The 25027-nt window shown below is 70.6% G+C and carries 25 protein-coding genes and 2 pseudogenes; 6 read left to right on the top strand and 21 right to left on the bottom strand.

Going from position 1 to position 25027, the window contains the following annotated elements; genetic code table 11:
• Positions 1 to 84: 84 nt before the first annotated feature.
• The 10 genes and pseudogenes from rplQ to CUT39_RS11290 all read right to left on the bottom strand — a co-directional run.
• Positions 85 to 432 (bottom strand): annotated as a pseudogene (rplQ, locus tag CUT39_RS11335) (50S ribosomal protein L17); the annotation flags it as partial.
• A 67-nt stretch (positions 433 to 499) separates the two neighbouring features.
• Complete coding sequence (locus tag CUT39_RS11330; RefSeq protein WP_100446585.1) at positions 500 to 1546, bottom strand: DNA-directed RNA polymerase subunit alpha; 1047 nt, start codon at positions 1544 to 1546, stop codon at positions 500 to 502.
• A 103-nt stretch (positions 1547 to 1649) separates the two neighbouring features.
• The gene (gene rpsK, locus CUT39_RS11325; RefSeq protein WP_100446583.1) at positions 1650 to 2048 is read right to left on the bottom strand and encodes a 30S ribosomal protein S11; all 399 of its coding nucleotides are present in this window, start codon (positions 2046 to 2048) and stop codon (positions 1650 to 1652) included.
• Between the two features lie 10 nt (positions 2049 to 2058).
• Entirely contained in the window at positions 2059 to 2433 is a 375-nt protein-coding gene (gene rpsM, locus CUT39_RS11320) for a 30S ribosomal protein S13 (protein ID WP_100446581.1), read from the bottom strand.
• A gap of 188 nt (positions 2434 to 2621) precedes the next feature.
• Positions 2622 to 2735, bottom strand: a complete 114-nt coding sequence (rpmJ, locus tag CUT39_RS11315) for a 50S ribosomal protein L36 (RefSeq protein ID WP_026404072.1) — start codon at positions 2733 to 2735, stop codon at positions 2622 to 2624.
• Positions 2736 to 2762: 27 nt separating this feature from the next.
• On the bottom strand, positions 2763 to 2984 hold the full coding sequence (infA, locus tag CUT39_RS11310; RefSeq protein ID WP_100446579.1) for a translation initiation factor IF-1: 222 nt from the start codon (positions 2982 to 2984) through the stop codon (positions 2763 to 2765).
• Between the two features lie 275 nt (positions 2985 to 3259).
• Positions 3260 to 3871, bottom strand: coding sequence for a 30S ribosomal protein S4 (gene rpsD, locus CUT39_RS11305; RefSeq protein ID WP_100447088.1), 612 nt, complete (start codon positions 3869 to 3871; stop codon positions 3260 to 3262).
• A gap of 158 nt (positions 3872 to 4029) precedes the next feature.
• Entirely contained in the window at positions 4030 to 5079 is a 1050-nt protein-coding gene (locus CUT39_RS11300) for a D-alanine--D-alanine ligase family protein (protein ID WP_100446577.1), read from the bottom strand.
• Entirely contained in the window at positions 5072 to 6076 is a 1005-nt protein-coding gene (locus CUT39_RS11295) for an NAD(P)H-dependent glycerol-3-phosphate dehydrogenase (protein ID WP_100446575.1), read from the bottom strand. The genes CUT39_RS11300 and CUT39_RS11295 overlap by 8 nt, the downstream gene beginning before the upstream one ends.
• Positions 6077 to 6087: 11 nt before the next feature.
• Positions 6088 to 6864, bottom strand: coding sequence for a lysophospholipid acyltransferase family protein (locus tag CUT39_RS11290; RefSeq protein ID WP_198587065.1), 777 nt, complete (start codon positions 6862 to 6864; stop codon positions 6088 to 6090).
• Between the two features lie 309 nt (positions 6865 to 7173).
• On the opposite strand from CUT39_RS11290, the gene CUT39_RS11285 reads away from it, so the two are divergent.
• The 4 genes and pseudogenes from CUT39_RS11285 to CUT39_RS11270 form a co-directional block, all read left to right on the top strand.
• Positions 7174 to 7392, top strand: a complete 219-nt coding sequence (locus tag CUT39_RS11285) for a hypothetical protein (protein WP_100446573.1) — start codon at positions 7174 to 7176, stop codon at positions 7390 to 7392.
• Between the two features lie 29 nt (positions 7393 to 7421).
• Positions 7422 to 7619, top strand: a complete 198-nt coding sequence (locus tag CUT39_RS11280; RefSeq protein WP_100446571.1) for a cold-shock protein — start codon at positions 7422 to 7424, stop codon at positions 7617 to 7619.
• Between the two features lie 48 nt (positions 7620 to 7667).
• Complete coding sequence (locus CUT39_RS11275) at positions 7668 to 8558, top strand: NUDIX domain-containing protein (protein WP_198587064.1); 891 nt, start codon at positions 7668 to 7670, stop codon at positions 8556 to 8558.
• A gap of 66 nt (positions 8559 to 8624) precedes the next feature.
• Positions 8625 to 9890 (top strand): annotated as a pseudogene (locus CUT39_RS11270) (D-arabinono-1,4-lactone oxidase); the annotation flags it as partial.
• A gap of 164 nt (positions 9891 to 10054) precedes the next feature.
• On the opposite strand, the gene CUT39_RS21480 reads toward CUT39_RS11270, so the two are convergent.
• From CUT39_RS21480 to leuC, 3 genes are all read right to left on the bottom strand, one after another.
• A complete protein-coding gene (locus CUT39_RS21480; protein WP_100447084.1) occupies positions 10055 to 10612 on the bottom strand; it encodes an HU family DNA-binding protein in 558 nt (185 codons plus the stop codon).
• A gap of 237 nt (positions 10613 to 10849) precedes the next feature.
• Positions 10850 to 11449 carry a 3-isopropylmalate dehydratase small subunit gene (gene leuD / locus CUT39_RS11260; RefSeq protein ID WP_100446567.1) on the bottom strand — a complete coding sequence of 200 codons (600 nt, stop codon included), beginning with the start codon at positions 11447 to 11449 and terminating at the stop codon, positions 10850 to 10852.
• Between the two features lie 13 nt (positions 11450 to 11462).
• Positions 11463 to 12890: a 3-isopropylmalate dehydratase large subunit gene (leuC, locus tag CUT39_RS11255; protein WP_100446565.1), complete on the bottom strand. Its 1428-nt coding sequence runs from the start codon at positions 12888 to 12890 to the stop codon at positions 11463 to 11465.
• Positions 12891 to 12957: 67 nt separating this feature from the next.
• On the opposite strand from leuC, the gene CUT39_RS11250 reads away from it, so the two are divergent.
• Entirely contained in the window at positions 12958 to 13644 is a 687-nt protein-coding gene (locus CUT39_RS11250) for an IclR family transcriptional regulator (RefSeq protein ID WP_100447082.1), read from the top strand.
• Positions 13645 to 14408: 764 nt separating this feature from the next.
• On the opposite strand, the gene hutH is transcribed toward CUT39_RS11250, so the two are convergent.
• The 6 genes from hutH to hppD are packed head-to-tail and all read right to left on the bottom strand — an operon-like array spanning position 14409 to position 22417.
• Positions 14409 to 15947, bottom strand: a complete 1539-nt coding sequence (gene hutH / locus CUT39_RS11245; RefSeq protein ID WP_100446563.1) for a histidine ammonia-lyase — start codon at positions 15945 to 15947, stop codon at positions 14409 to 14411.
• Entirely contained in the window at positions 15944 to 17101 is a 1158-nt protein-coding gene (hutI, locus tag CUT39_RS11240) for an imidazolonepropionase (protein WP_100446561.1), read from the bottom strand. The genes hutH and hutI overlap by 4 nt, the downstream gene beginning before the upstream one ends.
• A complete protein-coding gene (locus CUT39_RS11235; RefSeq protein WP_100446559.1) occupies positions 17098 to 18399 on the bottom strand; it encodes a formimidoylglutamate deiminase in 1302 nt (433 codons plus the stop codon). Before CUT39_RS11235 ends, hutI begins: the two co-directional genes overlap by 4 nt.
• Positions 18393 to 19598: an allantoate amidohydrolase gene (locus tag CUT39_RS11230; protein ID WP_100446557.1), complete on the bottom strand. Its 1206-nt coding sequence runs from the start codon at positions 19596 to 19598 to the stop codon at positions 18393 to 18395. The genes CUT39_RS11235 and CUT39_RS11230 overlap by 7 nt, the downstream gene beginning before the upstream one ends.
• 12 nt (positions 19599 to 19610) lie before the next feature.
• Positions 19611 to 21245 carry a urocanate hydratase gene (hutU, locus tag CUT39_RS11225; RefSeq protein WP_114149498.1) on the bottom strand — a complete coding sequence of 545 codons (1635 nt, stop codon included), beginning with the start codon at positions 21243 to 21245 and terminating at the stop codon, positions 19611 to 19613.
• Positions 21246 to 21262: 17 nt separating this feature from the next.
• Positions 21263 to 22417 carry a 4-hydroxyphenylpyruvate dioxygenase gene (gene hppD, locus CUT39_RS11220; protein WP_100446555.1) on the bottom strand — a complete coding sequence of 385 codons (1155 nt, stop codon included), beginning with the start codon at positions 22415 to 22417 and terminating at the stop codon, positions 21263 to 21265.
• 130 nt (positions 22418 to 22547) lie between these two features.
• Here hppD and CUT39_RS11215 point away from each other — a divergent pair, with 130 nt between their 5' ends.
• Positions 22548 to 23036 carry an Lrp/AsnC family transcriptional regulator gene (locus CUT39_RS11215; RefSeq protein ID WP_100446553.1) on the top strand — a complete coding sequence of 163 codons (489 nt, stop codon included), beginning with the start codon at positions 22548 to 22550 and terminating at the stop codon, positions 23034 to 23036.
• Here the strand turns inward: CUT39_RS11215 and fahA are convergent.
• On the bottom strand, positions 23026 to 24231 hold the full coding sequence (fahA, locus tag CUT39_RS11210; protein WP_100446551.1) for a fumarylacetoacetase: 1206 nt from the start codon (positions 24229 to 24231) through the stop codon (positions 23026 to 23028). The two genes, CUT39_RS11215 and fahA, sit on opposite strands and share 11 nt — an antisense overlap.
• The gene (locus tag CUT39_RS11205; protein ID WP_100446549.1) at positions 24228 to 25022 is read right to left on the bottom strand and encodes a hypothetical protein; all 795 of its coding nucleotides are present in this window, start codon (positions 25020 to 25022) and stop codon (positions 24228 to 24230) included. Before CUT39_RS11205 ends, fahA begins: the two co-directional genes overlap by 4 nt.
• Positions 25023 to 25027 lie beyond the last annotated feature (5 nt).

Genomic DNA, 25027 nt, shown 5'->3' with positions numbered 1-25027 from the left:
ATAGGATATATCCTGTTTCCTATAGGAATGAGAAAACCGCGCGCAAGGCGGTGCTTTGCGCGCGGTTCCCGCGTTTCGCTAGTCGACCAGCTCGATGATCGCCATCGGCGCGTTGTCGCCCTTGCGGTTCCCGGCCTTGATGATCCGGGTGTAGCCGCCGTCGCGCTGGGCGAAGCGGGGGGCGACCTGCTCGAACAGGTCGTGCGTGACGTCCTTGTTGCGCAGCTTGGCCAGCGCCAGGCGGCGGTGGTGCAGGCTGCCCTTCTTGCCGTACGAGATCAGGCGTTCGGCGTAGGGACGCAGCCGACGAGCCTTCGTCAGCGTGGTGGTGATGCTGCCGTGCTCGAACAGCGAGGCCGCGAGGTTGGCCAGCATCAGCTTCTCGTGTGCCGGGGAACCGCCCAGGCGCGGGCCCTTGGAAGGCTTGGGCATTGTCTTGCTCCTCTGGTGTTGGCGCGGCCGGCCGTTTCACGGAACCGACCGCCACTGGTTCGGGCAGCTAGAGCTGCTCGGTCTCGCGGAGGTCCTCACCGTCGTCTTCGTACTCATCGGCCTCGGCGGGCGACTCGGACCCGTAGGCCACCGCGGCCTCGGAGGGGTCGAAGGTGCCCGGAGAGTCCTTCAGGCTCAGGCCCATGCCGGCGAGCTTCATCTTGACCTCGTCGATCGACTTCTGCCCGAAGTTGCGGATGTCGAGCAGGTCGGCCTCGGTCCGGTTGATGAGCTCTCCGACGGTGTTGACGCCCTCCCGCTTGAGGCAGTTGTACGACCGGACGGTCATGTCCAGGTCCTCGATCGGGAGCGCCAGATCGGCGGCCAACTGCTGGTCGGCGGGGCTCGGACCGACGTCGATGCCCTCGGCCTCGGTGTCGAGCTCGCGGTAGAGCCCGAACAGCTCGACCAGCGTCGAGCCGGCCGAGGCCAGCGTGGTGCGCGGCGAGGTCGAGGCCTTGGTCTCGACGTCGACGGTCAGCTTGTCGAAGTCGGTCCGCTGCTCGACGCGGGTGGCGTCGACCGAGTAGGCGACCTTGAGCACCGGCGAGTAGATCGAGTCGACCGGGATCCGGCCGATCTCGTTGGTCTCGGACTTGTTCTGCGGGGCCGACACGTACCCTCGCCCGCGCTCGACCACGAACTCCATGTCCAGGCGGCCCTTCGAGTTGAGGGTCGCGAGCTTGAGCTCGGGGTTGTGGACCTGCACGCCGGCGGGCGGCTGGATGTCGCCGGCGAGCACGTCGCCGGGTCCTTCCTTGCGCAGGTACATGGTGGCCGGCTCGTCGTTCTCCGAGGAGACGCAGACGCCCTTGACGTTCAGCACCAGTTCCACGACGTCTTCCTTCACGCCGGGGATGGTGGAGAACTCGTGGAGCACCCCGTCGATCTTGATCGACGTGACCGCCGCGCCCGGGATGGACGACAGCAGGGTGCGCCGCAGGGAGTTGCCGAGCGTGTAGCCGAAGCCCGGCTCGAGCGGTTCGATGGTGAACTTCGAGCGGGTCGGGCTGATCTGCTGCTCGGTGAGCGTGGGCCGCTGAGTGATAAGCACTTCGGTGTTTCCTTCGGTTCGGGGCGCCCGCTATATGACGCCGCTGACGATGGATTCGTGCCGCCGGGCCGGCAGGCCGCGGCGACGGACGGTTGGGACCCGGCTAGACGCGGCGGCGCTTCGGCGGGCGGCAGCCGTTGTGCGGCTGCGGGGTCACGTCGTTGATCGAGCCGACCTCGAGGCCGACGGCCTGGAGGGAGCGGATCGCGGTCTCGCGGCCGGAGCCGGGACCCTTGACGTAGACGTCGACCTTGCGCATGCCGTTGTCCATGGCCTTGCGCGCGGCGGCCTCGGCGGCCATCTGCGCGGCGTAGGGGGTCGACTTTCGGGAACCCTTGAAGCCCACCTGGCCCGAGGAGGACCAGGAGACGACCGCACCGGTCGGGTCGGTGATCGACACGATGGTGTTGTTGAAGGTGCTCCGGATGTGGGCGTGCCCGTGGGGCACGTTCTTCTTCTTGGCGCGCGGGCTCTTGGTTCCGCCGCGAGTCTTCGGTGGCATTTATGCGCTCCTAACGTGCCTTCTTCTTGCCCGCGACGGTCTTCTTCGGGCCCTTGCGGGTGCGGGCGTTGGTCTTGGTGCGCTGACCGTGGACCGGGAGACCGAAGCGGTGGCGCAGTCCCTGGTAGCAACCGATTTCGATCTTGCGGCGGATGTCGGCCTGCACCTCGCGGCGCAGGTCGCCCTCGACCTGGTAGTTGTCCTCGATGAAGTCGCGGAGCTGCACCGTTTCTTCGTCGGTGAGGTCCTTGACCTTCTTGTCGCGGTCCAGGCCGGTGCCCGCGAGGGTCTCGAGCGACCGCGTGCGGCCGATCCCGTAGATGTAGGTGAGTGCGATCTCCAGGCGCTTGTCGCGCGGGAGATCCACTCCGACCAGGCGTGCCATCTAGGCGCTACTCCTAGCGTTGTCGGAGGTCTGACCGCTGCCGTCCCGCGCCGCCTCGGCGGAGCCTGCGAGCCGTGGATCGGCTCTGCGGCGGTACGGGCCCCGGCCTCCGAGCCGGGGGTTGTGACCTCGGCGGTCACTGGCAGTGGTTGCCCCTACCGGGGCCTTGCTTCTTCTGGCGTAGAGATCTAGCCCTGACGCTGCTTGTGGCGCGGGTCGGAGCAGATGACCATCACCCGTCCGTGCCTGCGGATCACGCGGCAGTTCTTGCAGATCTTCTTGACGCTCGGTTTGACTTTCACGAGTCCTACTTAGCTGTAGTCGTCAGGTCAGCGATAGCGGTAGACAATCCGACCGCGCGACAGGTCGTACGGCGAGAGCTCCACCACAACGCGGTCCTCGGGGAGGATCCTGATGTAGTTCTGGCGCATCTTGCCGCTGATATGTGCGAGTACCTTGTGGCCGTTGGTGAGCTCCACCCGGAACATGGCGTTCGGGAGGGGCTCTACGACCTTGCCTTCAATCTCGATGGCACCGTCTTTTTTCGGCATGTCCTCCGCTACCGTGACAACTCGGTCCTACACAGCGCACCCGTACCGGGTGCGGAGTGACTGGCATGTGCCTGCCCGCGGGGCGGGCGGGCGAGAGAATGCAGCCCGTTGCGGCCGCCTCCGGCGGCCGGAGCGCTCAGCGATCCGGGCAGGGGTCTGCACCACTGCACGAGTCTACTCGCGCCCGAGGGCCGCCTACCAGGCAGCCTGCCGTGACGGGCGGCACTCGGGCGCGCAGCGCTCATGTACGGCTCGCAAGCGTCGCCGCGAGGGCGCTACTTCGAGTAGTACTCGACGATGAGCTGCTCGTCGCAGATCACCGGGACCTGCCTGCGCTCGGGCACCGCGAGGAACCGCGCGGTGAGCCCCTCGAGGTGGGTCTCGACGTAGCCCGGGGTCTGCTCCGAGGCCCAGGCGCCGGCCGCGGCCAACTGGAACGGCGTCATCGAGCGGGACTTCTTCTTCACCTGCACGAAGTCGCCGGGCTTGAGCCGGTACGACGGGATGTCGACCTTGCGGCCGTTGACCGTGAGGTGGCCGTGGTTGACGAACTGGCGCGACTGGTAGATGGTGCGCGCGAACCCGGCCCGCAGCACGAAGGCGTCGAGGCGGGACTCGAGCAGACCGACCAGGACCTCACCGGTCTTGCCGGAACGGCGCACGGCCTCCTCGTAGGTGTTGCGCAACTGCCGCTCACTGAGGTTGTACTGCGCGCGCAGGCGCTGCTTCTCCATGAGCTGGTTCTTGTAGTCCGATTCCTTCTTGCGGCCGCGGCCGTGCTGCCCCGGAGGGTACGGACGGCGCTCCATGTACTTGGCCGCCTTCGGCGTCAGCGGGACGCCGAGGGATCGGGAAAGCTTGACTTTCGCCTTCGCTTGCAATGCAATCTCCGTTAAATCATCGTCAGGCCCCGTACGAGGCACAAGTCGCCTCTGCCGGACAGAGACGCGAGAGTGTGCCGCACTCGGAGGGCGCGCACACGGGTGTACAGCGTGCCGGCACCCGAGGTGCCCGGGTGTCAACCACGCAATGGTACGTGTCGAGGTCAGGAGCGTCGAGCGCGGGCCGCCGCGAGAGTGACCAGGCGCTCTACGAGCTCCTCGTAGGAGAGCCCGGCGGCGGCGAAGGCCTGGGGCACCCCGCTCATCGGGGTCATGCCCGGCATGGTGTTGACCTCGTTGAGGTAGACCGTGCCGTCGTCGGCCAGGAAGCAGTCGATGCGGGCCAGATCGCGGCAGTCCAGCAGTCGGAAGACCCGCCGGGCCAGCGCCCGGGCGCGCTCGACCACGCCGTCGGGGAAGTCGGGTCGCAGGTCGAACGGCTCGGGGTTGTCGAGGTATTTGGCGTCGAAGTCGAACCAGCCGTCCTCGCCCTTGGCGAGCACCTCGAGCGGATGGGTGACCTCGAGGCCGCCGTCGAGGGTGGCCAGGACGCCCATCTCGATCTCGCGGACGTTCTCGAAGCCGGCCTCGAGGACGACCTTGGGGTCGACCTCGCGGGCGGCGGCGACCGCCTCGGCCAGTCCGGCACCGGAGTCGACCTTGGAGATACCGAGGCTGGAGCCGGCGCGGGCGGGCTTGACGAAGATCGGCAGGCCCAGGCGTTCGATGAGCGCGGCCTCGTCGGGCTCGTCGCCGGGCTTGAGCACGGCGTAGCCGCCCTGCGGGACGCCCTCGGCCTCCAGCAGGCGCTTGGCGTACTCCTTGTCCATGCACAGCGAGCTGGACAGCACCCCGGAGCCGACGTACGGCATCGCGGCCATCTCGAACAGGCCCTGGATGGTGCCGTCCTCGCCGTTGGGTCCGTGGAGGACGGGGAAGGCGACCTCGGCGACCGGTTGGGAGCCGGGCCCGAGCTCGACGGCGACCGGCTTGCCGGAGTCGGCGGTGATCTCGGGCAGGGCGTCGGCGTCCTCGATGGCGAAGGCGGAGTCGGCCGGGAGCTGCACCCAGTCTCCGGTGCGGGTGATCCCGATGGCGGTGACCGCGAAGCCGAGCCGGCGGAGGGCCCCGGCCACGCCGGAGCCGGAGGCGCACGAGACGGGCTGTTCGACGCTGCGTCCGCCGAAGAACACGGCGACGGTGGGCTTAGTCATGGTTGGACCTCAGAGTTTCGGTTTCGGGTTTGGTCTCGCGGCCCATCAGCTCCGCGACCGCGGCCCGCGGGTCGAGTCCCTCGTGGCAGACGCGCACGACCGCGTCGCATATCGGCATCTCGACGCCGACCTTCCGGGCCAGGTCGGTGATGGACCGGCAGCTCTTGACCCCCTCGGCGGTCTGCCGGGTCGCCCGGGCCGCCTCCTCGAGCGTGGCTCCGAGGCCGAGGTGCTCGCCGAAGGTGTGGTTGCGCGACAGCGGGGAGGAGCAGGTCGCGACCAGGTCGCCGAGCCCGGCGAGTCCGGCGAAGGTGGCCGGGTCCGCGCCGAGGCGCAGCCCCAGCCTGGTGGTCTCGGCCAGGCCGCGGGTGATGATCGTGGCCCTGGTGTTGTCGCCCAAGCCCATGCCGGCGGCCATGCCGTAGGCGAGCGCGATGACGTTCTTGACCGCGCCGCCGAGTTCGACGCCGGCGACGTCGGTGTTGGTGTAGGGGCGGAAGTAGGCGGTGGTGATGGCGTGCTGGACGGCGACGGCGCGGTCGTGGTCGGTGCAGGCGACGACCGAGGCGGTCGGCTGCTCCTCGGCGATCTCGCGGGCCAGGTTGGGGCCGGACAGGACCGCGATGCGCTCGGCGGCGGCATCGGCGACCTCGCCGACGACCTCGGTCATGCGCGAGGTGGTGCCCAGTTCGATGCCCTTCATCAGGCTCAGCAGGGTCGCGTCGGGTTCGATCAGGTCCGACCAGGCCGCGAGGTTGTCGCGCAGGGTCTGGCTGGGGATGGACAGGACCACCAGGCCGGCCCCGCGCAGGGCCTCGGCGGCGTCGGCGGTGGCCGTGGCGCGCTCGGGCAGCTCGATGTCGGGGAAGTAGTCGGGGTTGCGGTGCCGATCGCGCACGGCGTCCGCGACGCTTTCGCGCCTGGACCAGAGCGTCACGGGCGTTCCGGCGTCGGCGAGGATCTTGGCGAACACGGTCCCCCAGGATCCGGCTCCCATGACCGCGGCTTTCAATCTGTCGGCTCGCTTTCTTCGCGTGGTTGCTGTCGGCTCCGGAGGTCGAACAGGGGCGGGGCTTCCCGTCCGCGCAGCTCGGCGACGCCGTCCCGCAGTGCGTTCATGATGTGGTCGCTGACGGCGACGAGGTTGTCGCGGTTGATCTCGGCCTCGCGCCACCGGTCGAGGTCGACCGGCGGGCGGGCTGCGACGGTGACGAGTTTGCGGCGGCCGATCCGGAACTTGGGCTTGCGATGGCGGTCGTGGATCTGGAGCGAGCCCCACTGGGCGATGGGGACGACCGGGGCGCCGGTTTCGAGCGCGAGGCGGGCGACGCCGGTCTTGCCGCGCATCGGCCAGCGGTCGGGTTCCTTGGTGACGCTGCCTTCGGGGGCGATGATGACGCTGCCGCCGTTCTCGAGCACCGCGATGGCCTCGCGCAGGGAGTCGGCGGCGTCGCGGCGGCCGCGGTATACCGGGATCTGGCCGGTGGCGTGGATGATCGGGCCGGCCACGGGGATCCTGATCAGGGAGTGTTTGAGCAGGAAGCGCGGGTGGCGCCCGGCGTTGTAGACGTAGTGGCACACCGGGAGGGGGTCGAAGTCGGAGTAGTGGTTCCACACGAAGATCGCCGGGCCCTGGAGCGGGACGTGGCGCATGCCGCGCCATTCGCGTTTGGTCAGCAGCAGGAGGAAGAATTTGACGATGGCGCCGGGGATCCGCACCCAGCCGAGCCGGTCGCCGCCGGATCGGCAGAAGGTGTACTTGGCGTCCACCGTCTCCTCGGTCACCTGGTCGCTCCCTTCGGCGAAGCTTGCGAGCCGTACTTTGACTCTGTCTATGGGATCGTCTGTGGAGAGCACTCTATAGCCCGCCCCGCCCGGGACGGGACACGGGAACCGGCCCGCGGGGCCGGTCCCTGGGTACCGGCTCGAACGATACGAGGCGTCAACCGGCAGGTACCGGCAGCCGTCGATACGGCGGCGGCCGTATCGGCGGCTTGCGCCGGAGCAACTATGATGTCATCATAGAGTCAAAATGACATCGACCCACCCGACCGCACTGGCGGCACGACCACAACCCGACTCGGAGTGAATGAAATGAACTGGCGTCTCCTCGGATGGCTCGCGGCCCTGTTCGGCGGCGCGATCGTGGCGATCTGGCTGGCGGCAACCGTCATCGGCTGGATCTTCTCGGGACTGGCCGCCCTCATCAAGATCGCCCTCGTCGTCGGCGTCGTCGGCGGCCTGGTCTTCCTGGGCTGGAAAGCCAAGAACGCCCTCACCGGCGGATCCGACAAACGGCAGCTCCGGCGCTGACCGCGCCCGCGACACGCACAGGTGAACCGTTGCAGGGAACCGTCGCAAGCTTCAACGAGGACGCCTCCGGCGAGGCCGTCCTCGACACCGGCCGCCGCGTCGCCTTCGATGCGGCGGCCTTCGCCGCCTCCGGCCTGCGCTTTCTCCGCCCCGGACAGCGCGTCGAGCTCGACACCGACGACGCCGGCGAGGTGGTGGCGGTCCGCATTCCCACCATGCACCGCTGAGCGCGTGGTGGTACCCGAAAGTGGGTGCGTCCCAGTACCGTATTAGGCGTGAGCGGGACACGGAAGCGGGTGGCCGCGGCGGGTGGCGTGCTGTGGCGCAGCGGTGAGAAGGGACGCCTCGAGGTGGTCGCCGTGTGGCGGCCCAAGGTCGGCAACTGGTCGCTGCCCAAGGGCAAGCTCGACCCCGGCGAGCATCCGCTCACCGCGGCCTGCCGCGAGGTCGAGGAGGAGACCGGAGTGCCGGTCATCCCGCAGTTGTGGCTGTGCCGCGCCGCCTACGTGCTGCCCAACCCCGACGGCGACGTGCACAAGACCGTGGACTTCTGGTCCATGCGCACCGAGAAGCCGGAGGCGGACTTCACCGCCGACGAGGAGATCGGCGAGCGGCGCTGGCTGCCGCTGGAGCGGGCGCGCGATCTGCTGGCCCGGCCGCGCGACCAGCAGGCGCTCAAGGCGTTCTCGGCCATTCCGATGGCCACCTCCACCGTGCTGCTGGTGTCCCCGGCCGAGGTCGATCCCGCCTTCGACGGCCCGGCGGTGGCCCGGCCGCTGAGTGCTCGCGGGCGCGACCAGGCGGTGCGCCTGGCGGGCCTGGCGGCGCTCTACCAGCCCGAGCGGGCGCTGAGCGCCACCGGCAGGGCCAGCGTGCAGACTCTGGAACCGGTGTCGCGGGCGGTGCGGTGCCCGATGAACGGCGACTCGGTGTTCGACACCGACGCCCACGGCCGCAACCCGGAGCGCTCCAGTACGCGGCTGCGCGAGCTGGCCGCGGACGGCGGCTGCGCGATCGTCTGCGCCGGTCCGGAGGTCATCAGCGACTCCGTGGCCATCCTGGCCGACGAGGACGAGCTGGCGGTCGCCGACGTGTCGACCCGCTCGGGCGAGGGCTGGGTCCTGGCGTTCTCCGGTCCGCGCCTGATCGGGCTCGAACGCCTCTGACCGCGGTACGGTTGCGCCGCCGCGGAGCCGTAAGGTGGTAGGGCAATCGCATACCAGGAGGTAACCGTGCCGTCGACCCCACCAGTCTCACTGACCAACTGGGCCGGGAACATCGCCTTCTCCCCCGAACGGTTCGAACGACCCGGCACGCTCGAGCACGCCCAGGAGATCGTCGCCTCGGCGCCGCGGCTGCGGGTGCTGGGCTCGGGCCACTCCTTCAACAGCATCGCCGACACCCCGGCGGTCCTGCTGTCGCTGACCGGGATCGAACCGGTCGTCGAGATCGACGCCGAGGCGGGCACCGTGCGCGCCTCGGGCTGGATCACCTACGCGGCGCTCAGCCGGGCCGTCCACGAGGCCGGGTTCGCCCTCCACAACCTCGCCTCGCTCCCCCACATCTCCGTGGCCGGGTCGCTCGCGACCGGCACGCACGGCTCGGGCGAGACCAACGGCGGCCTGGGGACCGCGGTGGCGGCGCTGGAGTTCATCGGGCCCGACGGCCGCCTGCGCACGGTCCGCCGGGGCGAGTCGGACTTCGACGGGTCGGTGGTGCATCTGGGAGCCCTGGGGCCGGTGACGGCGGTGACGCTCGACCTGCAGCCGGCGTTCGAGATGCGCCAGTACGTCTACGACGGCCTCGGATTCGACGACGCGGTCGAGCACTTCGACGAGTTGGCCGGATCCGCCTACAGCACCAGCATGTTCACCCCGTGGGGGGCCGACCCCGCGGTCCAGTTCTGGGCCAAGGAGCGCGTGTCCGACCAGACCCGGCCGTTCCCGCCGCCGCGGCGATACGGTGCGGTCCTGGCCGACGGCCCGCGCAACCCCGTCCCCGGGGCCGATCCGGCCGCCTGCACCGAGCAGCGGGGCCGCACCGGCCCCTGGCACGAGCGGCTGCCGCACTTCCGGTTCGAGTTCACTCCCAGCGCCGGCGACGAGCTGCAGTCGGAGTACCTGGTCGGGCGCGAGCACGCCCGCGAGGCGCTCGCGGCGCTGCGGGGGGTGTCCGAGGTCCTGGGCCCGGTGCTGCAGATCTCGGAGGTGCGCACGATCGCCGCCGACGAGCAGTGGCTCAGTCCGGCCTTCGGTCGGGACACAGTGGCCTTCCACTTCACGTGGGTGCGCGACTATGAATCGGTCGAGCCGGCGATACGAGTGCTGGAGGAGGCGCTCGCTCCGTTCGACGTGCGGCCCCATTGGGGGAAATTGTTCACGATCCCAATTGCCGAAGTCCGCTCGCAATATCCCCGAATGGGTGACTTCGAAGAACTTCGGAACCGCGTCGATCCAGAGGAGAAGTTCGGCAACGACTTCTGCTCATCCGCGCTCGGGGGAATCACTCGATTACGCGTAGTGCCCGACGATCCGGAAGGGCGCGCACTCCCACGGAGATCGATGAGGGCATTCAGGTGGCTCCTGAATGCCCTCGGTCTCCCGTGCGAGTGCAAAGCGACCCGCATCCGGCGGGCCCGGAATCGGGCCCGGGACGCGGGCTTTCAGCGGCGCGTGCGGCGACCCGCGGTCTTGCGGGCCGACGCCTTGCGCGCCGTCGTCTTCTTGGCGGTGGCCTTGCCCGCCGACTTGCGCGTGGCCTTCTTGGCGGTCGCCTTCTTGGTGCCGGCCCTCTTGGCAGCGGTCTTCTTGGCCGGCGCGGTGGCCACCGAGCGGCTCCGCGTGGAGGCCGCCCTCGAGGTCTTCTTTGCCGCCTTCTTGGCGGTCTTCTTCGCCGCGGCCTTCTTGGCGGCGCTCTTGCGCGCCGTCGACAGCCGCGGCAACTTCCGCTTTCCGGTCACCAGTTCTTTGAAGCCAGTACCAGGGCGGAACGCGGGGATAACGGTCTTCTTAACGCGCACGGCCTCCCCAGTGCGGGGGTTGCGTGCCATGCGCGCGGCGCGTTGACGCTTCTCGAAGACACCGAATCCGGCGAAGGAGACCTTCTCCCCTTTCACCACTGCTCGCTGTATCTCGTCGATAGCCACGTCCACGACTTCCTTCGCTGCGGCGCGGTCTCCAGTGCGAGCGGCTATCCGATCGACGAACTCTGCCTTGTTCACGAGTCCTTCCCTCCCGATAAGGTTGTCTAGCTATACCAGCCGTTAAGCGCACGGTATGACGTTTCCAAAGCCGACGCAACTGTTTCGAGGAAAAAACCCTTGTGTCGCAGGACTTTTTCAATTGGACGCCTGAAATCCGCCCCGGAACCCCCTTGGGACGGGCCGAAACACGTCTGGGGCCGGTGGCGTCGCCACCGGCCCCAGAGCGGAAGTATTCGATTATCGGCGTGTCGCGCGCTAGGCGGGTATCGGGAGAGTCTTAGGCCGCCAAGCCTCCCGCTCCGATTCGAAGGCCGCGATCCGGTCCTCGTCCCGCAGCGTCAGCGCCACGTCGTCGAGGCCCTCCATCAGGCGCCAGCGGGCGAAGTCGTCGAACTCGAAAGCCCAGCTCCGGTCGCCCGCACGGACTTCCTTTCCGGCCAGGTCGACGGTCACCGACAGGCCAGGATCGGCCTCGACGGCGTCCCACAGCCACTCCACGGCCTCGTACGGCAATTCCACAGTCAACAGACCGTTCTTGAGGGAGTTGCCGCGGAAGATATCGCCGTATCGGGGGGCGATGACCGCTTTGAAGCCGAAGTCCTTCAGCGCCCACACCGCGTGCTCGCGGGAGGAGCCGGTGCCGAACTCGGTCCCGGCGATCAGGATCGAGGCGCCCCGGTAGGCGTCCTGGTTGAGGACGAAGTCCGGGTCGTCGCGCCATTCGGCGAACAGGGTGTCCTCGAAACCGGTCTTGGTCACCCGCTTGAGGTAGACGGCCGGGACGATCTGGTCCGTGTCGACGTTGGATCGGCGCAGCGGGGCCGCGGTCCCGGTGTGCGTCGTGACTTGCTCCATCTCGCTTCCTCTCCTACAGGTCGGCCGGGCCCGCCAGGCGGCCGGTGACGGCGGTGGCGGCGGCGACGGCCGGGCTCACCAGGTGGGTGCGCCCGCCCTTGCCCTGGCGGCCCTCGAAGTTGCGGTTCGAGGTCGAGGCGGCCCGCTGGCCGGGCGTGAGCTGGTCGGGGTTCATGCCCAGGCACATCGAGCAGCCGGCGAAGCGCCAGTCGGCGCCGGCGTCGACGAAGACCTTGTCGAGTCCCTCGGCCATGGCCTGCTCGCGGACCTTGGCCGAACCGGGCACGACCATCATGTCGATGCCGTCGGCCACCTTGCGACCCTTGATGACCTCGGCAGCCGTCCGGAGGTCCTCGATGCGGCCGTTGGTGCACGAGCCGAGGAAGACGACGTCGACGCCGACCTCGCGCATCGGCGTGCCGGGTTCGAGGTCCATGTACTCCAGGGCGCTCTCGGCGGCGGTGCGCTCGGCCGGGTCCTCGAACCGCTCCGGGTCCGGGACCGCGCCGGACAGCTCCACGCCCTGGCCGGGGTTGGTGCCCCAGGTCACGAACGGGCTCAGCTCGGCCGCGTCGATGACGATCTCGCGGTCGAACTCGGCGCCTTCGTCGGTGCGCAGGCCGTTCCAGTACTCGACCGCGGCGTCCCAGTCCTCGCCCTGCGGCGCGTGGTCGCGGCCCTTGACGTACGCGGCGGTCTTCTCGTCGGGGGCGATCATGCCGGCCTTGGCGCCCCATTCGATCGACATGTTGCAGACGGTCATGCGGCCCTCCATGGAGAGCTCCTCGATCGCCCGGCCGCGGTACTCGACGATGTGGCCCTTGCCGCCGCCGGTGCCGGTGATGGAGATGATCTTGAGGATCAGATCCTTGGCCGAGACGCCCGCGGGCAGGGAGCCGTTGACGGTCACGGCCATCGTCTTGGGCCGGTCCTGCTGGAGCGTCTGCGTGGCCAGGACGTGCTCGACCTCGCTGGTGCCGATCCCGAAGGCGATCGAGCCGAAGGCGCCGTGCGTGGAGGTGTGGGAGTCGCCGCAGACGACGGTCATGCCCGGCTGCGTGAGCCCCAGTTGCGGTCCGACCACGTGGACCACGCCCTGCTCGGCGTCGCCCAGGGAGTGGATGCGCACGCCGAACTCCTCGCAGTTGCCGCGCAGCGTCTCGATCTGCTTGAGGCTGGTCGGGTCCGCGATCGTGAACAGGTTGTCGGTGGGCGTGTTGTGGTCCTCGGTGGCGATCGTCAGGTCGGTGCGTCGGACCTTGCGCCCGGCCTGGCGCAGGCCGTCGAACGCCTGCGGGCTGGTGACCTCGTGCAGCAGGTGCAGATCGATGTAGAGCAGGTCGGGCTGTTCGCCGCCGGTGCGTACTACATGGGCGTCCCAGACCTTCTCGGCCAAGGTCCGCGGGTGCGCCCCCTCGACCGCGTGTGGTGTACGTGACATTGTTATTCCCAGTCTCTGGACTTCTCGAATAATGGGAGGTAATGTTCAGCTCGTGAGAACGAATACTATCAGCGGAGTTGGCGTCCTCGACAAGGCGGTGCTCATCCTCACGGCGTGCACCAACGGGGCCAGCCTGGCTGAGCTCGTGCACGAGACCGGCCTGCCCCGGGCCACCGCCCACCGCCTCGCCCAAGCCCTCGAAGCCCACGAGATGCTCCAGCGCGACCACGAGGGCCGCTGGCGCCCCGGCCCCAAGCTCGGCGAACTGGCCGGCTCGACCGCCGACGTCCTCCTCAGCGCCGCCGAGCCGGTGCTGAACCTGCTGCGCGACCAGACCGGGGAGTCGACCCAGCTCTACCGGCGCCGCGCCGACGAGCGGATCTGCGTCTCCGCCGCCGAACGCGCCTCGGGCCTGCGCGACACCGTGCCGGTCGGCGCCGCCCTGCCGATGACGGCCGGATCGGGCGCCCAGGTGCTGCTCGCCTGGGAGCCGCCCGAAGGCATCCTGCCGCTGCTGCCCAAGTGCCGCTTCTCGTCCAAGACCCTCGCCGAGGTGCGCCGCCGCGGCTTCGCGCAGTCGGTGGCCGAACGCGAGGCGGGCGTGGTCAGCGTGTCCGCGCCGGTGCGCGACAAGACCGGCCGGGTCGTGGCCGCGATCTCGGTCTCCGGCCCCATCGAGCGCCTCGGCCGCCGCCCCGGCGACCGCCTGGGCATGGCCGTCATCCGCGCCGGCCAGAAGCTCTCGGGGCTCTAAACCCCAAGACTCGCCGACCGGAGCGGCTCACGGACCTCGGGACTCACCCGCCGAAGTCGTCCACGAGCCCCGGGATGAACCCGCCGGAGTGGTCTACGGGCCTGGGCCTCACGCGCCGAACCGGTATTCGGTCCGGGCCACACGGGGGTTCAACGGTCCGGGCCACCCAATAGAGTTGCGTACGAGCGGCTTCGCCGCTTTCGGAAGCATTACGCACGGTCTCGTGCCATATGGGTCGATGAAGCCCGTTCACGCTTACCGGCACTGGGGACCCGAGTCCGGTCCGGCGCGGCGTGCCCTGCGACCGGCACTGTGGGTCCGGCTTGGCCGGTCGGGCGACCGACGCCCGAGCCCCGCCTTGTGCATCGTCGTGGCCTCCGGCCGGGGCCGACTCGGCTGCCAGATGCGGGACCAGGTTCGGGCCGTCATCGACCACTACCGGGCTAATTCGTGCGTAATGCTTCCGAGGCGGCGAAGCCGCTCGTACGCAGCCTTTTTGGGTGGCCCGGACCGTTGAACCCCCGTGTGGTGCCGGTGCGTGAACCGGCCCCGGGGTGGGGCTCAAGGCCCGTAGAACACCTCGACGGGTGGGGGCCGGGGCTCGTGGACCGGTTCGGCGGGTGGGGCTCAAGGCCCGTAGACCACCTCGATGGGTGGGGGCCGGGGTCCGTGGATGACTTCGGCGGGTTCAGGTCGGGGCTCGTGAACGACTTCAGCCGGTGGAGCCCGAGCCCGTAGAGGGTGACCGGGCCATGTGAGCCGTGTCAGCGGAGCGATCCGGTCGCGCCCTCAATGTCGGACTTGAGGCCGGGTCCGGTCACCAGGGCCTTCACCTGCTCCATTACCGGGGCCATGAACTGGTCCGGGCCGGGCTTGCCCGCGATGGGACCGACGGCGCCGATGGCGGCCCTGGCGGCCGGGGACGGGATCAGCGGCTGCCGGAGCTGGAGGCCCTGCACCGCCGACAGCAGCTCCACCGCCAGCAGGTCGCCGAGGTTGTCGAGGACCTCGCGGAGCTTGCATCCGGCCGCCCAGCCCATCGAGACGTGGTCCTCCTGCATGCCCGAGGTCGGCACCGAGTCGACCGAGGCCGGGGCGGCCAGGCGGCGGTTCTCGGCGACGATGCCGGCGGCGGTGTACTGGGCGATCATGAGACCCGAGTTCACCCCCGGATCCGGGCTGAGGAACGCCGGCAGGCCCCGGGAGCGGGTGACGTCGAGCAGGCGGTCCACGCGGCGCTCGCAGATCGAGCCGACGTCGGCGGCGGCGATGGCGAGGAAGTCGGCGGCGTAGCCGAGCGGGGCGCCGTGGAAGTTGCCGGTCGACTCCACCCGGCCGTCCGGCAGCACCACCGGGTTGTCCACGACCGACCGGATCTCGCGCTCGGCGACGGCCTCGGCGAACGCGGCGGCGTCGCGAGCGGCGCCGGCCACCTGCGGGGCGCAGCGCATCGAGTAGGCGTCCTGGACCGCGTGCAGCATGTCGCCCCGATGGGAGTCCATGACCTCGGAGTCCTGCAGCAGCCGGTGGATGTTGGCCGCGCTCGCCGCCTGGCCCGGGTGGGGGCGGATCCGGTGGAGCTCGGCCTGGAAGGGCCGGTCGGAGCCGAGCATGGCCTCGATCGTCAGCGCGGCGCACACGTCGGCCATCGTGAGCAGGTGCCCGGCGTCGGCCAGCGCGAGCACGAGCATGCCGAGCATGCCGTCGGTGCCGTTGATGAGCGACAGGCCCTCCTTGGAGGACAGTTCGATCGGTGCGATCCCGGCCGCTTCCAGTGCCGGTGCGGCTTCGGCGCGGTTGCCGTCGGGCGCGACGATCCAGCCTTCGCCCAGGAGCACCATGGCGCAGTGCGCGAGCGGGGCGAGGTCGCCCGAGGCGCCGAGCGAGCCGAATCTCGGCACCCACGGGGTGATCCGGGCGTTCAGCAGGGCCGCCAGCGCGGCGGCGACCTCGGGTCGCACGCCCGAGTGGCCCATCGCGAGCGAGCGCAGGCGCAGCAGCATCATCGCGCGTACGACTTCTGCGGGCATCGGTTCGCCGACGCCGGCGGCGTGGGAGCGGATGAGGGCGTGCTGGAGTTCGGCGCGGCGTTCGGGGGCGATGAAGGTGCCGGCGAGGGCGCCGAATCCGGTGGAGACGCCGTAGACGGGCCGCTGGTCGCGGTCGATCCGGTCGACGATGGTGCGGCTGCGGCGCATCGCTTCGACGGCGTCGTCGTCGATGGCGACCTCGGCTCCCGCTCGGGCGACCGCGACGACGTCGGCGGCGTCGAGGCCGCTGGGCTTGATGTGGACGGTGTTCATGGTCGCTCCCGGGTGAGGACGGTGCCGGCCTGTACGACGGTGCTGACGAGGGGCACGCCCGGCCGGTAGGCCAGGTGGAGGTGGGTGGGGGCGTCGAGTACGACCAGGTCGGCGCGGGCGCCGGTTTCGATGCGGCCGATGTCGTCGCGGCGCAGGGCTTTGGCGCCGCCGGCGGTGGCGGCGGTGACGGCCTCGGTGGGGGTCATGCCCGTTTCGCGCACGGCCAGGGCGATGCAGAAGGGCATGCTGCTGGTGTAGGAGGAGCCGGGGTTGCAGTCGGTGGCGAGGGCGACGGTGGCTCCGGCGTCGATGAGTTTCCGCGCGTCCGGGTAGGCGGAGTCGGTCGAGAAGTCGGCGCCGGGCAGGAGGGTGGCGACGGTGCCGCCGTCGGCGAGGGCGTCGATGTCGGCTTCGCTCAGGTGGGTGCAGTGGTCGGCCGAGGCCGCGCCGAGTTCGACTGCCAGGCGGACGCCGGGTCCTCGGGTGAGTTGGCCGGCGTGGATGCGGAGGCCGAGTCCGGCCTGCCGGCCGGCGGTGAGGACGGCGCGGGCCTGGTCGCCGTCGAAGGCGCCGCGTTCGCAGAACACGTCGATCCATTTGCTGTGGGGGGCGGCTTCGGCGAGCATGGGGCCGGTGACGAGGCGGACGTAGTCGTCGGCGTCCCAGCCGAGGGGGACGGTGTGGGCGCCGAGGAAGGTGGTCTCGTCGGTGAAGGCGGCGGCGACGCGGAGTTGGCGGATCTCGTCGGCGATGGCGAGGCCGTAGCCGGATTTGATTTCGACGGTGGTGGTGCCTTGGCGGCGCATTTCGGCGGCGAGGCGGGCGGCGGTGCGGTGGAGGGTCTCTTCGTCGGCGGCCCGGGTGGCGGCGACGGTGGTGCGGATGCCGCCGCCGGTGTAGGGGCGGCCGGCCATGCGGGAGGCGAATTCTTCGGCGCGGTCGCCGGCGAAGACGAGGTGGGCGTGGCTGTCGACCAATCCGGGGAGGACGGCGCCGCCTTCGGCGTCGAGTCGTCGGTCGGCGGCGGGGGCGGCGGTCCGGGGCCCGACCCAGCCGATGGTGTCGCCGGAGGTCACCAGGGCGGCGTCGTGCAGGATGCGGTGGTCGTCGCCGGCGGTGAACAGTTCGCCGATGTTGTCGATCAGGAGGCTCATTTCCACAGCTCCTCTATGGCGGCGTTGAGTTCGGCGGCGACGTCGATTGCGGTGTGGCGGCCTTCGGCGACGATGCGGCGGCCGTCGATGACGACGTCGGTGATGTCGGCGGCGGTGGCGGCGTGGACGGTCCCGCCGGGTTCGATCCCGGCGGTGCGGGGCGTGTCGAGGGCGACGGTGACCAGGTCGGCGCGGTTGCCGACGGCGAGGCGTCCGGCGTCGGGCCACCCGAGGCCGCCGTGGCCGGTCATCATGTTCAGCAGTTCGTCGGCGGTGAAGCGGCCGCGCCGCTCGCTGACGAGGCGTTCGTGCATTTCGACGGCGCGGGCCTCTTCGAACAGGTCGATGACGGCGTTGCCGTCGGTGCCGAGCGACAGCGGCACTCCGGCGGTGGCGAGGGCGCGGGCGGGGCCGAGTCCGTCGGCGAGGTCCCGTTCGGTGGTGGGGCACAGGCACACGGTGGTGCCGGAGCGCGCCAGCAGCGAGAGGTCTTGGTTGGCCGGGTGGGTGGCGTGGACGGCGGTGAGGTCGGGGCCGAGCAGTCCGCAGCGTTCGAGCAGTTCGGTGGGGCTGCATCCGTGTTGGGCGCGGCAGGCGTCGTTCTCGGCGCGCTGTTCGGACAGGTGGGTGTGGACGGGGCGGCCTTCGGTGGAGCAGGCGAATGCTTCGATGGCGGTGTCGGGTACGGCCCGGACGGAGTGGACGGCGATGCCGGCGACGGCGTGGGGCGGGGCGTCGAGCTTGTCGACGCGGTTCATCCAGGCCTCGAGGCTGCCGTCGCCGAAGCGGCGTTGGGCGCCTTCGAGGGGGCGGCCGAATCCGCCGGCGAGGTATAGGGCGTCGAGCAGGGTGATGCGGATGCCAGCGTCGGCCGCGGCGGCGATGAGTGCCCGGCCCATGGCGTTGGGGTCGTCGTAGGGCCGTCCGCCGGGGCCGTGGTGGAGGTAGTGGAACTCGCCGACGCAGGTGATGCCGGCCAGGGCCATCTCGGCGTAGACGGCGCGGGCGAGCCGGTGGTAGGCGTCGGGGTCGAGGCGGTCGGCCAGCGCGTACATGCCCGCTCTCCAGGTCCAGAAGGTGCCGCCCTGCTGGTCGTGGGTGCGGCCGCGCATGGCGCGGTGGAAGGCGTGGGAGTGGCAGTCGGCCAGGCCGGGGACGGTGATGCCGCGGAGGATGTGGTGGCCCGCCGGTTCGGTTCCGGTTTCGACCGAGACGATGACGCCGTCGTCGACGCCGATGGCGACCGCTTCGGCCGGGCCGTGGTCGAGCCAGGCGTGTTCGGCCCAGTAGGTCAGCATGCGAGTTCCCGCAGGGCGGCGGCGAGCGCGTCGACGCCGGCGGCGCAGTCGTCGTCGGTGGCCGTTTCGGCGGGGGCGTGGGAGACGCCGGTGCGGTTGCGGACGAAGAGCATGGCGGTGGGGATGTGGGCCGCGAGCACGCCGGCGTCGTGGCCGGCGCCGGTCGGCAGGGTCGGGGCGCCGCCGAGGGCGGTGGCGAGCCGGTCGCGCAGTGCGGGGTCGAATTCGACGGTGCCGGTCTGGGTTTCGGTTTCGATGGCGGCCAGGGTGCCGTCCCGGCCGGCGCGTTCGTGCATTTTGGATTCGAGGCCGGTGAGGATCTGGCCGAGGGTGGCCTCGTCGGGGGCGCGGGCGTCGAGCCAGGCGCGCACGCGGCCGGGAATGGCGTTGGTGGCGCCGGGGTCGATCTCGGCGCGGCCGACGGTGGCGACCCCGCCGGCGAGGCGGGCTTCCTTGCGGGCGGCCAGGACGGTGAACGCGAAGGTGAGCATGGGGTCGCACCGGTCGGGCAGGAGTGTGGTGCCGGCGTGGTTGCCTTCGCCGGTGAAGGTGAGCCGCCAGCGGCCGTGCGGCCGGATGGCGTCGGCCACGCCCACCGGTGCGGTTTCGGCGTCGAGGGCGCGGCCTTGTTCGATGTGGAGTTCGACGAATGCTGCGAGGTGTGCGAGGCGTTCGGTGTCGGGGCCGAGGACGCCGGCGTCGGCGTTGTTCTCCTCCATGGCCTGGCCGAGGGTGGCGCCGTCGGCGTCGGCGAGGCGGCGGGCGCGTTCGGGGTCGATCGCGCCGGTCATGAGGCGGGTGCCGAGGCAGGGGACGCCGAATCGGGCGCCTTCTTCTTCGGTGAAGGCGGCGATGCCGATCGGGCGGCGCGGTCGGGCTCCCTGTTCGCGGAGGACGTCGACGGCCAGGAACGCCGAGACGATGCCGAGCGGGCCGTCGTAGGCGCCGCCGTCGGGGACCGAGTCGAAGTGGCTGCCGGTCAGGACCGCCTCGCCGGTGCGCCAGGTGCCCCACCAGGCGTAGAGGTTGCCGTTCCTGTCGCTTTCGACCTCCATGTCGCGCCGCTCGGCCTGGCGACGGAACCAGTTGCGGCAGGCCAGGTCGGCTTCGCTCCAGGCGTACCGCCGGTAGCCGCCCTGCTCGGTGCGCCCGATGTCGTGCAGTTCTTCCCACAGTCGCTTGAACGTCGACGTGTCCATGTTGCCCCCAACCTATTCCCGGGTCGGAATCCGAATGCCGTGCTGCTCGGCTACCCGCTCGGCCCCTTCGTAACCGGCGTCGACGTGGCGGAGCACGCCCGTCGCCGGATCGTTGGCGAGCACGCGTTCGAGCTTCCGCGCTGCCAGTCCGGTTCCGTCGGCCACTGTGACCTGTCCGGCGTGGATGGATCGTCCCATGCCGACGCCGCCGCCTTGGTGGATGCTCACCCAGCTCGCCCCGGATGCGGTGTTGACCAGGGCGTTGAGCAGTGGCCAGTCGGCTATGGCGTCGGAGCCGTCGCGCATGCCCTCGGTCTCCCGGTAGGGGCTGGCCACCGAGCCGCAGTCGAGGTGGTCGCGGCCGATCGCGATGGGGGCTTTCAGGGTCCCGTCGGCGACCATGTCGTTGAACCGGGCCCCGGCGCGGTCGCGCTCGCCCTGTCCGAGCCAGCAGATCCGCGCCGGGAGTCCCTGGAATTCGACCCGCTCTCGCGCCAGCTCGATCCAGCGGGTCAGGGTGCGGTTGTCGGCGAAGAGGTCGAGGATCGCCTCGTCGGTGGCGGCGATGTCGGCCGCCTCGCCCGATAGCGCGGCCCACCGGAAGGGCCCCTTGCCTTCGCAGAACAGGGGGCGGATGTAGGCGGGGACGAAGCCGGGGAAGTCGAAGGCGCGCCTGCAGCCGCCGGCGAGGGCCTCGCCGCGGATGGAGTTGCCGTAGTCGAAGACCTCGGCGCCGGCGTCGGCGAATCCGACCATGGCCTCGACGTGCCCGGCCATGGAGGCGCGGGCGCGCTCGGTGTACTCGTCGGGGCGTTCGCGGGCGTAGATCGGGGCTTCGCGGTGGTCGACCCCTTCGGGGACGTAGGCGAGCGGGTCGTGGGCGGAGGTCTGGTCGGTGACGATGTCGACTTCGGTGCCGCGGGCCAGGATCTCGGGGACCGCGGCGGCGGCGTTGCCGACCAGACCGATCGACTTCGCTTCGCCGGCGGCCTTGGCGGCCTCGGCCCGGGCGAGGGCGTCGTCGAGGTCGTCGGCGACGGTGTCGAGGTAGCGCCGCTGGACCCGGCGGCGCAGGTGGTCGGGGTCGACGTCGACGATCAGGCAGACGCCGCCGTTCATGGTCACCGCCAGCGGCTGGGCGCCGCCCATGCCGCCGCAGCCGGCGGTCAGGGTGAGCGTCCCTTCGAGGCTGCCGCCGAACCGCTTCTCGGCGACGGCGGCGAAGGTCTCGTAGGTGCCCTGGAGGATGCCCTGGGTGCCGATGTAGATCCAGGACCCGGCCGTCATCTGCCCGTACATGGTCAGGCCGAGCGCCTCGAGCCGCCGGAATTCGGGCCAGGTCGCCCAGTCGCCGACGAGGTTGGAGTTGGCCAGCAGCACCCGCGGCGCCCATTCGTGGGTGGGCAGGACGCCGACCGCGCGACCCGACTGCACCAGCAGCGTCTCGTCGTCGCCGAGGCCGGTCAGGGCGGTCAGGATCGCCTCGAGGTCGGCGCCCGACCGCGCCGCCTTGCCGGTGCCGCCGTAAACGACCAGGTCCTCGGGGCGCTCGGCGACCTCGGGATCGAGGTTGTTCTGCAGCATCCGGTAGGCCGCTTCGGTGGCCCAGTTGCGGCAGTGCCGCTCCGGGCCGCGTGGTGCGCGCATCGTCGTCTCCGCCTCCGTCACAGGTTGCCGCGCCTGGCCTGCTCCTTCTCGAGCGCTTCGAACAGGGCCTTGAAGTTGCCCTTGCCGAAGCTGAGCGAACCGTGCCGCTCGATGATCTCGTAGAACATTGTGGGCCGGTCCTGCTGCGGTTTGGTGAAGATCTGGAGCATGTACCCGTCCTCGTCGCGGTCGACCAGGACGCGGCGGGCCTTGAGCTCCTCGATCGGGACGCGGACGGTGCCGATCCGCTCGCGCAGCTCGGGGTCGTCGTAGTAGGTGTCGGGCGCTTCGAGGAACTCCACGCCCGCCGCGCGCATCCGGTCGACCGCGCTCAGGATGTCGCCGGTCGCCAGCGCGATGTGCTGGACGCCGGGCCCGCCGTAGAACTCGAGGTACTCGTCGATCTGGGACTTCTTCTTGCCTTCGGCCGGTTCGTTGATGGGGAACTTGACCTTGCGGCTGCCGTTGGCGACGACCTTGCTCATCAGCGCCGAGTACTCGGTGGCGATGGCGTCGTCGACGAATTCGACGATGTTGGTGAAGCCCATGACCTTCTCGTAGTAGTGGACCCATTCGTGCATCCGGCCGAGTTCGACGTTGCCGACGACGTGGTCGATCGCCTGGAAGAAGCGCTTCTGCGGCGGTTCGACGATCGGGGCGCGCTCGGCGAAGCCGGGCAGGAAGGGGCCGGAGTAGTCCGACCGGTCGATCAGGACGTTGCGGGTCTCGCCGTAGGTGCCGATGACCGCGACGCGGACGGTGCCGTGCTCGTCGGTGACGTCGTGCGGCTCGGCGACGGCGATGGCGCCCTGCTTGACCGCGTAGCGGTAGTTCCGGTCCACGTCCGGCACCTCGAGGGCGACTTCGATGACGCCGTCGCCGTGCGCGGCGTGGTGCCTGGCGGCCTCCGAGTCGGCGGTGACGCCGCCGGCGAGCACGAACACCGCGCCGCCGGATTTGAGGGCGTACTCGGCGTGCTCGCGGTGGCCGGTCTCGGGTCCGCGGTAGGCGAAGCAGGTCATGCCGAAGGCGGTCGAGTAGTAGTGGGCGGCCTGTTTGGCGTTGCCGACGTAGAACTTGACGTGGTGCCAGCCGGTGATGGGGAAGTCGTCCTCGCTGATGTCGTGCTCGACCGCCCCTACGAGCCGGGCGTCGCTTGCGGTGTCGACCATGGCCGTCTCCTTGCGTTCGACTGGTTGTGAGACCGATCATCGAGGCTCCCGATCGATTGGGCAAGTCGCCACCAAGTCGGTGGTCATATTGCGCAGATCGCCGCATCGTTTGCGGTATAGACTGGTCAACATGACCAGCGAAATGCCGATCGATGCACTCGATGCCCGACTCATCGCACTCTTCGAGGAGGTACCCAGGATCGGGGTGCTCGAATGCTCGCGCCGGCTCGGCGTGGCGCGCGGGACGGTGCAGGCGCGGCTGGACAAGCTGGCCGCCCGCGGGGTCGTCCGGGGCTACGGGCCGCGGGTCGATCCGGCCTCGCTCGGCTACCCGGTGACGGCGTTCGTGACCCTGGAACTGCGGCAGGCGGTCGGGCACGACGCGGTCGCGCGGCGGCTGAGCCTGATCCCGGAGGTGCTGGAGGCGCACACGGTCACCGGGACCGGCGACCTGCTGTGCAGGATCGTGGCGCGCACCAACGCCGAGCTGCAGGGGGTGATCGACCGGGTGCTGGCCAGCGAGGGGGTGCTGCGGGCCTCGACGGTGGTCGCGCTGGACGAGCAGATCCGGCTGCGGACGCTGCCGCTGGTGCGGGAGGCGGCCGGGCTCAACCGGTGACGGTGCCGGCCACCTCGCCGAGTCCGATCGTCTCGCCGTCCGGTCCGGGCGCGGTGGCGCCGATGGCGACGGTGTCGCCGGCTTCCAGGAAGGTCCGCTCCGAACCGTCCGGCAGCCGGATCGGTTCCTTGCCGCCCCAGGACAGCTCCTGGAAGCTCCCCCACTGCGACTTCTCGGGCCCGGAGACGGTCCCCGAGCCGTAGAGGTCGCCGGTGCGCAGGCTCGCGCCGTTCACGGTCATGTGCGCGAGCTGCTGGGCGGGCGTCCAGTACATCTGGGCGAACGGCGGCCGGGCGACCTCGGTGCCGTTGAGCGCGACCGACAGGGTCAGGTCGTAGGCGAACCGGTCGGCTTCGGCGAGGTAGTCGTGCGGGGCCGGGTCCTGTGCGGGCGCGTCGGTCCGGGCCGGGTCCAGGGCCTCCAGGGGCGTGACCCAGTGGCCGATCGAGGTGGCGAAGGACTTGCCGAGGAACGGCCCGAGCGGCTGGTACTCCCAGGCCTGGAGGTCGCGGGCCGACCAGTCGTTGAGCAGGACGAGGCCGAAGACGTGGTCGGTGAACCGGTCGGGGGCGACCGCCTCGCCCAGCTCGGTGCCGACGCCGACGACGAAGCCGACCTCGGCCTCGATGTCGAGGCGGCGGCTGGGGCCGAACTCGATCGCGCCGTCGGGGCCCTTGCTCTGCCCGTCGGGCCGGTGGATCGGGGTGCCGGAGGGGACGACGGTCCCGGCGCGGCCGTGGTAGCCGACCGGGAGGCGCTTCCAGTTGGGCAGGAGCGGCTCGCTGTCGGGCCGGAGCATGCGGCCGAGGTTGGTGGCGTGGTGCTCCGAGGAGTAGAAGTCGACGAAGTCGGCCACGGCGAACGGCCGGTGCATAGTGACCTCGTCGATCGGGACGAGCAGGTGCTCGTACTCGGCGGCGTAGTGGTCGTCGGTGAGCAGCTCGGTCAACTGGAGCCGCACCGCGCGCCACGCGGCGGGCCCGGCGGCCATGAACTCGCCCAGGTCGAGCGCGCCGAAGGCGGGCCGGATCCACGGCAGGAGGAACGGCCCGGCGGCCAGCTCGCGCAGGTCCAGCGCGAAGTCGCCGATGCGCACGGCCGGGCGCGGATGCGGGTCGGCCGCGGTGGAGAACACCCCGTAGGGCAGGTGGTGGATCCCGAACGGCCCTCCGGCGGCTCCCTCGACCCAGCTCAACGGTCCCCTCCTTCGGTCAGCAGCGAGAACGACAGCAGATCCTCCAGCGGCTCGTCGACGCTGCACGAGCCGAACCCGGCCCACAGGGGCCTGGGGCGGTCGATCATCGCACGGGACCGCGCGGCGAGGTCGGCGGCGTCGGTGGAGTCGAGCAGCTCGGCGACCCGGTCGGTGTCGGCGCCGGCGGCGGCCTCGGCCGAGGCGACGAGCACGTTGAGGAAGCCGTGGTGGACGAAGCCGGTCTCGGAGTCGCGGTGGCGCACGGCCCGGTGCAGGCCGGCGGTGAGTTTGAACGGCAGGGAGCGGCGCGCGCAGCCGACGATGGACCCGGCCAGGACCCCCGGCGGCGGGAAGAACTCCTCGGAGGGGCCGCCGGTGCGGAACTTGGGGGTGAATCCGGTCCCGACGACGGCCTCGAGCGGCTCCTCGCCGAAGGGGAGCTCGGCGAACACCGGCGCCTCCCAGTCCTCGGCGGCCTTGGCCAGGTGGTGCAGGGCGGCGCGGGACTCGTACTGGACGACCTCCACCCGCGGGTCGAGGTCGCCGAGCGCCTCGCGGACGTACTCGGGTTCGCAGTCGACGATGACCCCGATGCGCAGCCCGGAGCCGCCCGGTTCCAGATCGGCCAGGCGGCTGACCGGCACCAGCAGCGGCCCGACCATGTCCGAATACCAGGAGTCCCGGTGGCCCCGGTGGGCCGGGACGGCGTCTTCGAGGGCCGCATTCCCGGGCGGGAACACCGCCGCGTCGTCGATCAGGCCCCGCAGCATCGCGGGCATCGGTTCGGACATGCCCA

It is taken from the genome of Glycomyces xiaoerkulensis (assembly GCF_002798405.1).
In the GTDB taxonomy this organism is placed as follows: Bacteria; Actinomycetota; Actinomycetes; order Mycobacteriales; family Micromonosporaceae; genus Glycomyces; species Glycomyces xiaoerkulensis.
This window is presented reverse-complemented; position numbering and strand designations above follow the sequence as displayed.

What these genes read in the sequence shown, in the direction of transcription:
- leuD (WP_100446567.1), bottom strand. Translation starts at nt 11,449, where the DNA reads ATGGAGCAAGTCACGACGCACACCGGGACCGCGGCCCCGCTGCGCCGA.
- hutH (WP_100446563.1), bottom strand. Translation starts at nt 15,947, where the DNA reads ATGAACACCGTCCACATCAAGCCCAGCGGCCTCGACGCCGCCGACGTC.
- CUT39_RS11230 (WP_100446557.1), bottom strand. Translation starts at nt 19,598, where the DNA reads ATGGACACGTCGACGTTCAAGCGACTGTGGGAAGAACTGCACGACATC.
- rpsK (WP_100446583.1), bottom strand. Translation starts at nt 2,048, where the DNA reads ATGCCACCGAAGACTCGCGGCGGAACCAAGAGCCCGCGCGCCAAGAAG.
- hutI (WP_100446561.1), bottom strand. Translation starts at nt 17,101, where the DNA reads ATGAGCCTCCTGATCGACAACATCGGCGAACTGTTCACCGCCGGCGAC.
- CUT39_RS11300 (WP_100446577.1), bottom strand. Translation starts at nt 5,079, where the DNA reads ATGACTAAGCCCACCGTCGCCGTGTTCTTCGGCGGACGCAGCGTCGAA.
- CUT39_RS11285 (WP_100446573.1), top strand. Translation starts at nt 7,174, where the DNA reads ATGAACTGGCGTCTCCTCGGATGGCTCGCGGCCCTGTTCGGCGGCGCG.
- CUT39_RS11215 (WP_100446553.1), top strand. Translation starts at nt 22,548, where the DNA reads ATGACCAGCGAAATGCCGATCGATGCACTCGATGCCCGACTCATCGCA.
- CUT39_RS11205 (WP_100446549.1), bottom strand. Translation starts at nt 25,022, where the DNA reads ATGTCCGAACCGATGCCCGCGATGCTGCGGGGCCTGATCGACGACGCG.
- CUT39_RS11235 (WP_100446559.1), bottom strand. Translation starts at nt 18,399, where the DNA reads ATGCTGACCTACTGGGCCGAACACGCCTGGCTCGACCACGGCCCGGCC.
- hppD (WP_100446555.1), bottom strand. Translation starts at nt 22,417, where the DNA reads ATGGTCGACACCGCAAGCGACGCCCGGCTCGTAGGGGCGGTCGAGCAC.
- hutU (WP_114149498.1), bottom strand. Translation starts at nt 21,245, where the DNA reads ATGCGCGCACCACGCGGCCCGGAGCGGCACTGCCGCAACTGGGCCACC.
- leuC (WP_100446565.1), bottom strand. Translation starts at nt 12,890, where the DNA reads ATGTCACGTACACCACACGCGGTCGAGGGGGCGCACCCGCGGACCTTG.
- infA (WP_100446579.1), bottom strand. Translation starts at nt 2,984, where the DNA reads ATGCCGAAAAAAGACGGTGCCATCGAGATTGAAGGCAAGGTCGTAGAG.
- CUT39_RS11295 (WP_100446575.1), bottom strand. Translation starts at nt 6,076, where the DNA reads ATGGGAGCCGGATCCTGGGGGACCGTGTTCGCCAAGATCCTCGCCGAC.
- rpsM (WP_100446581.1), bottom strand. Translation starts at nt 2,433, where the DNA reads ATGGCACGCCTGGTCGGAGTGGATCTCCCGCGCGACAAGCGCCTGGAG.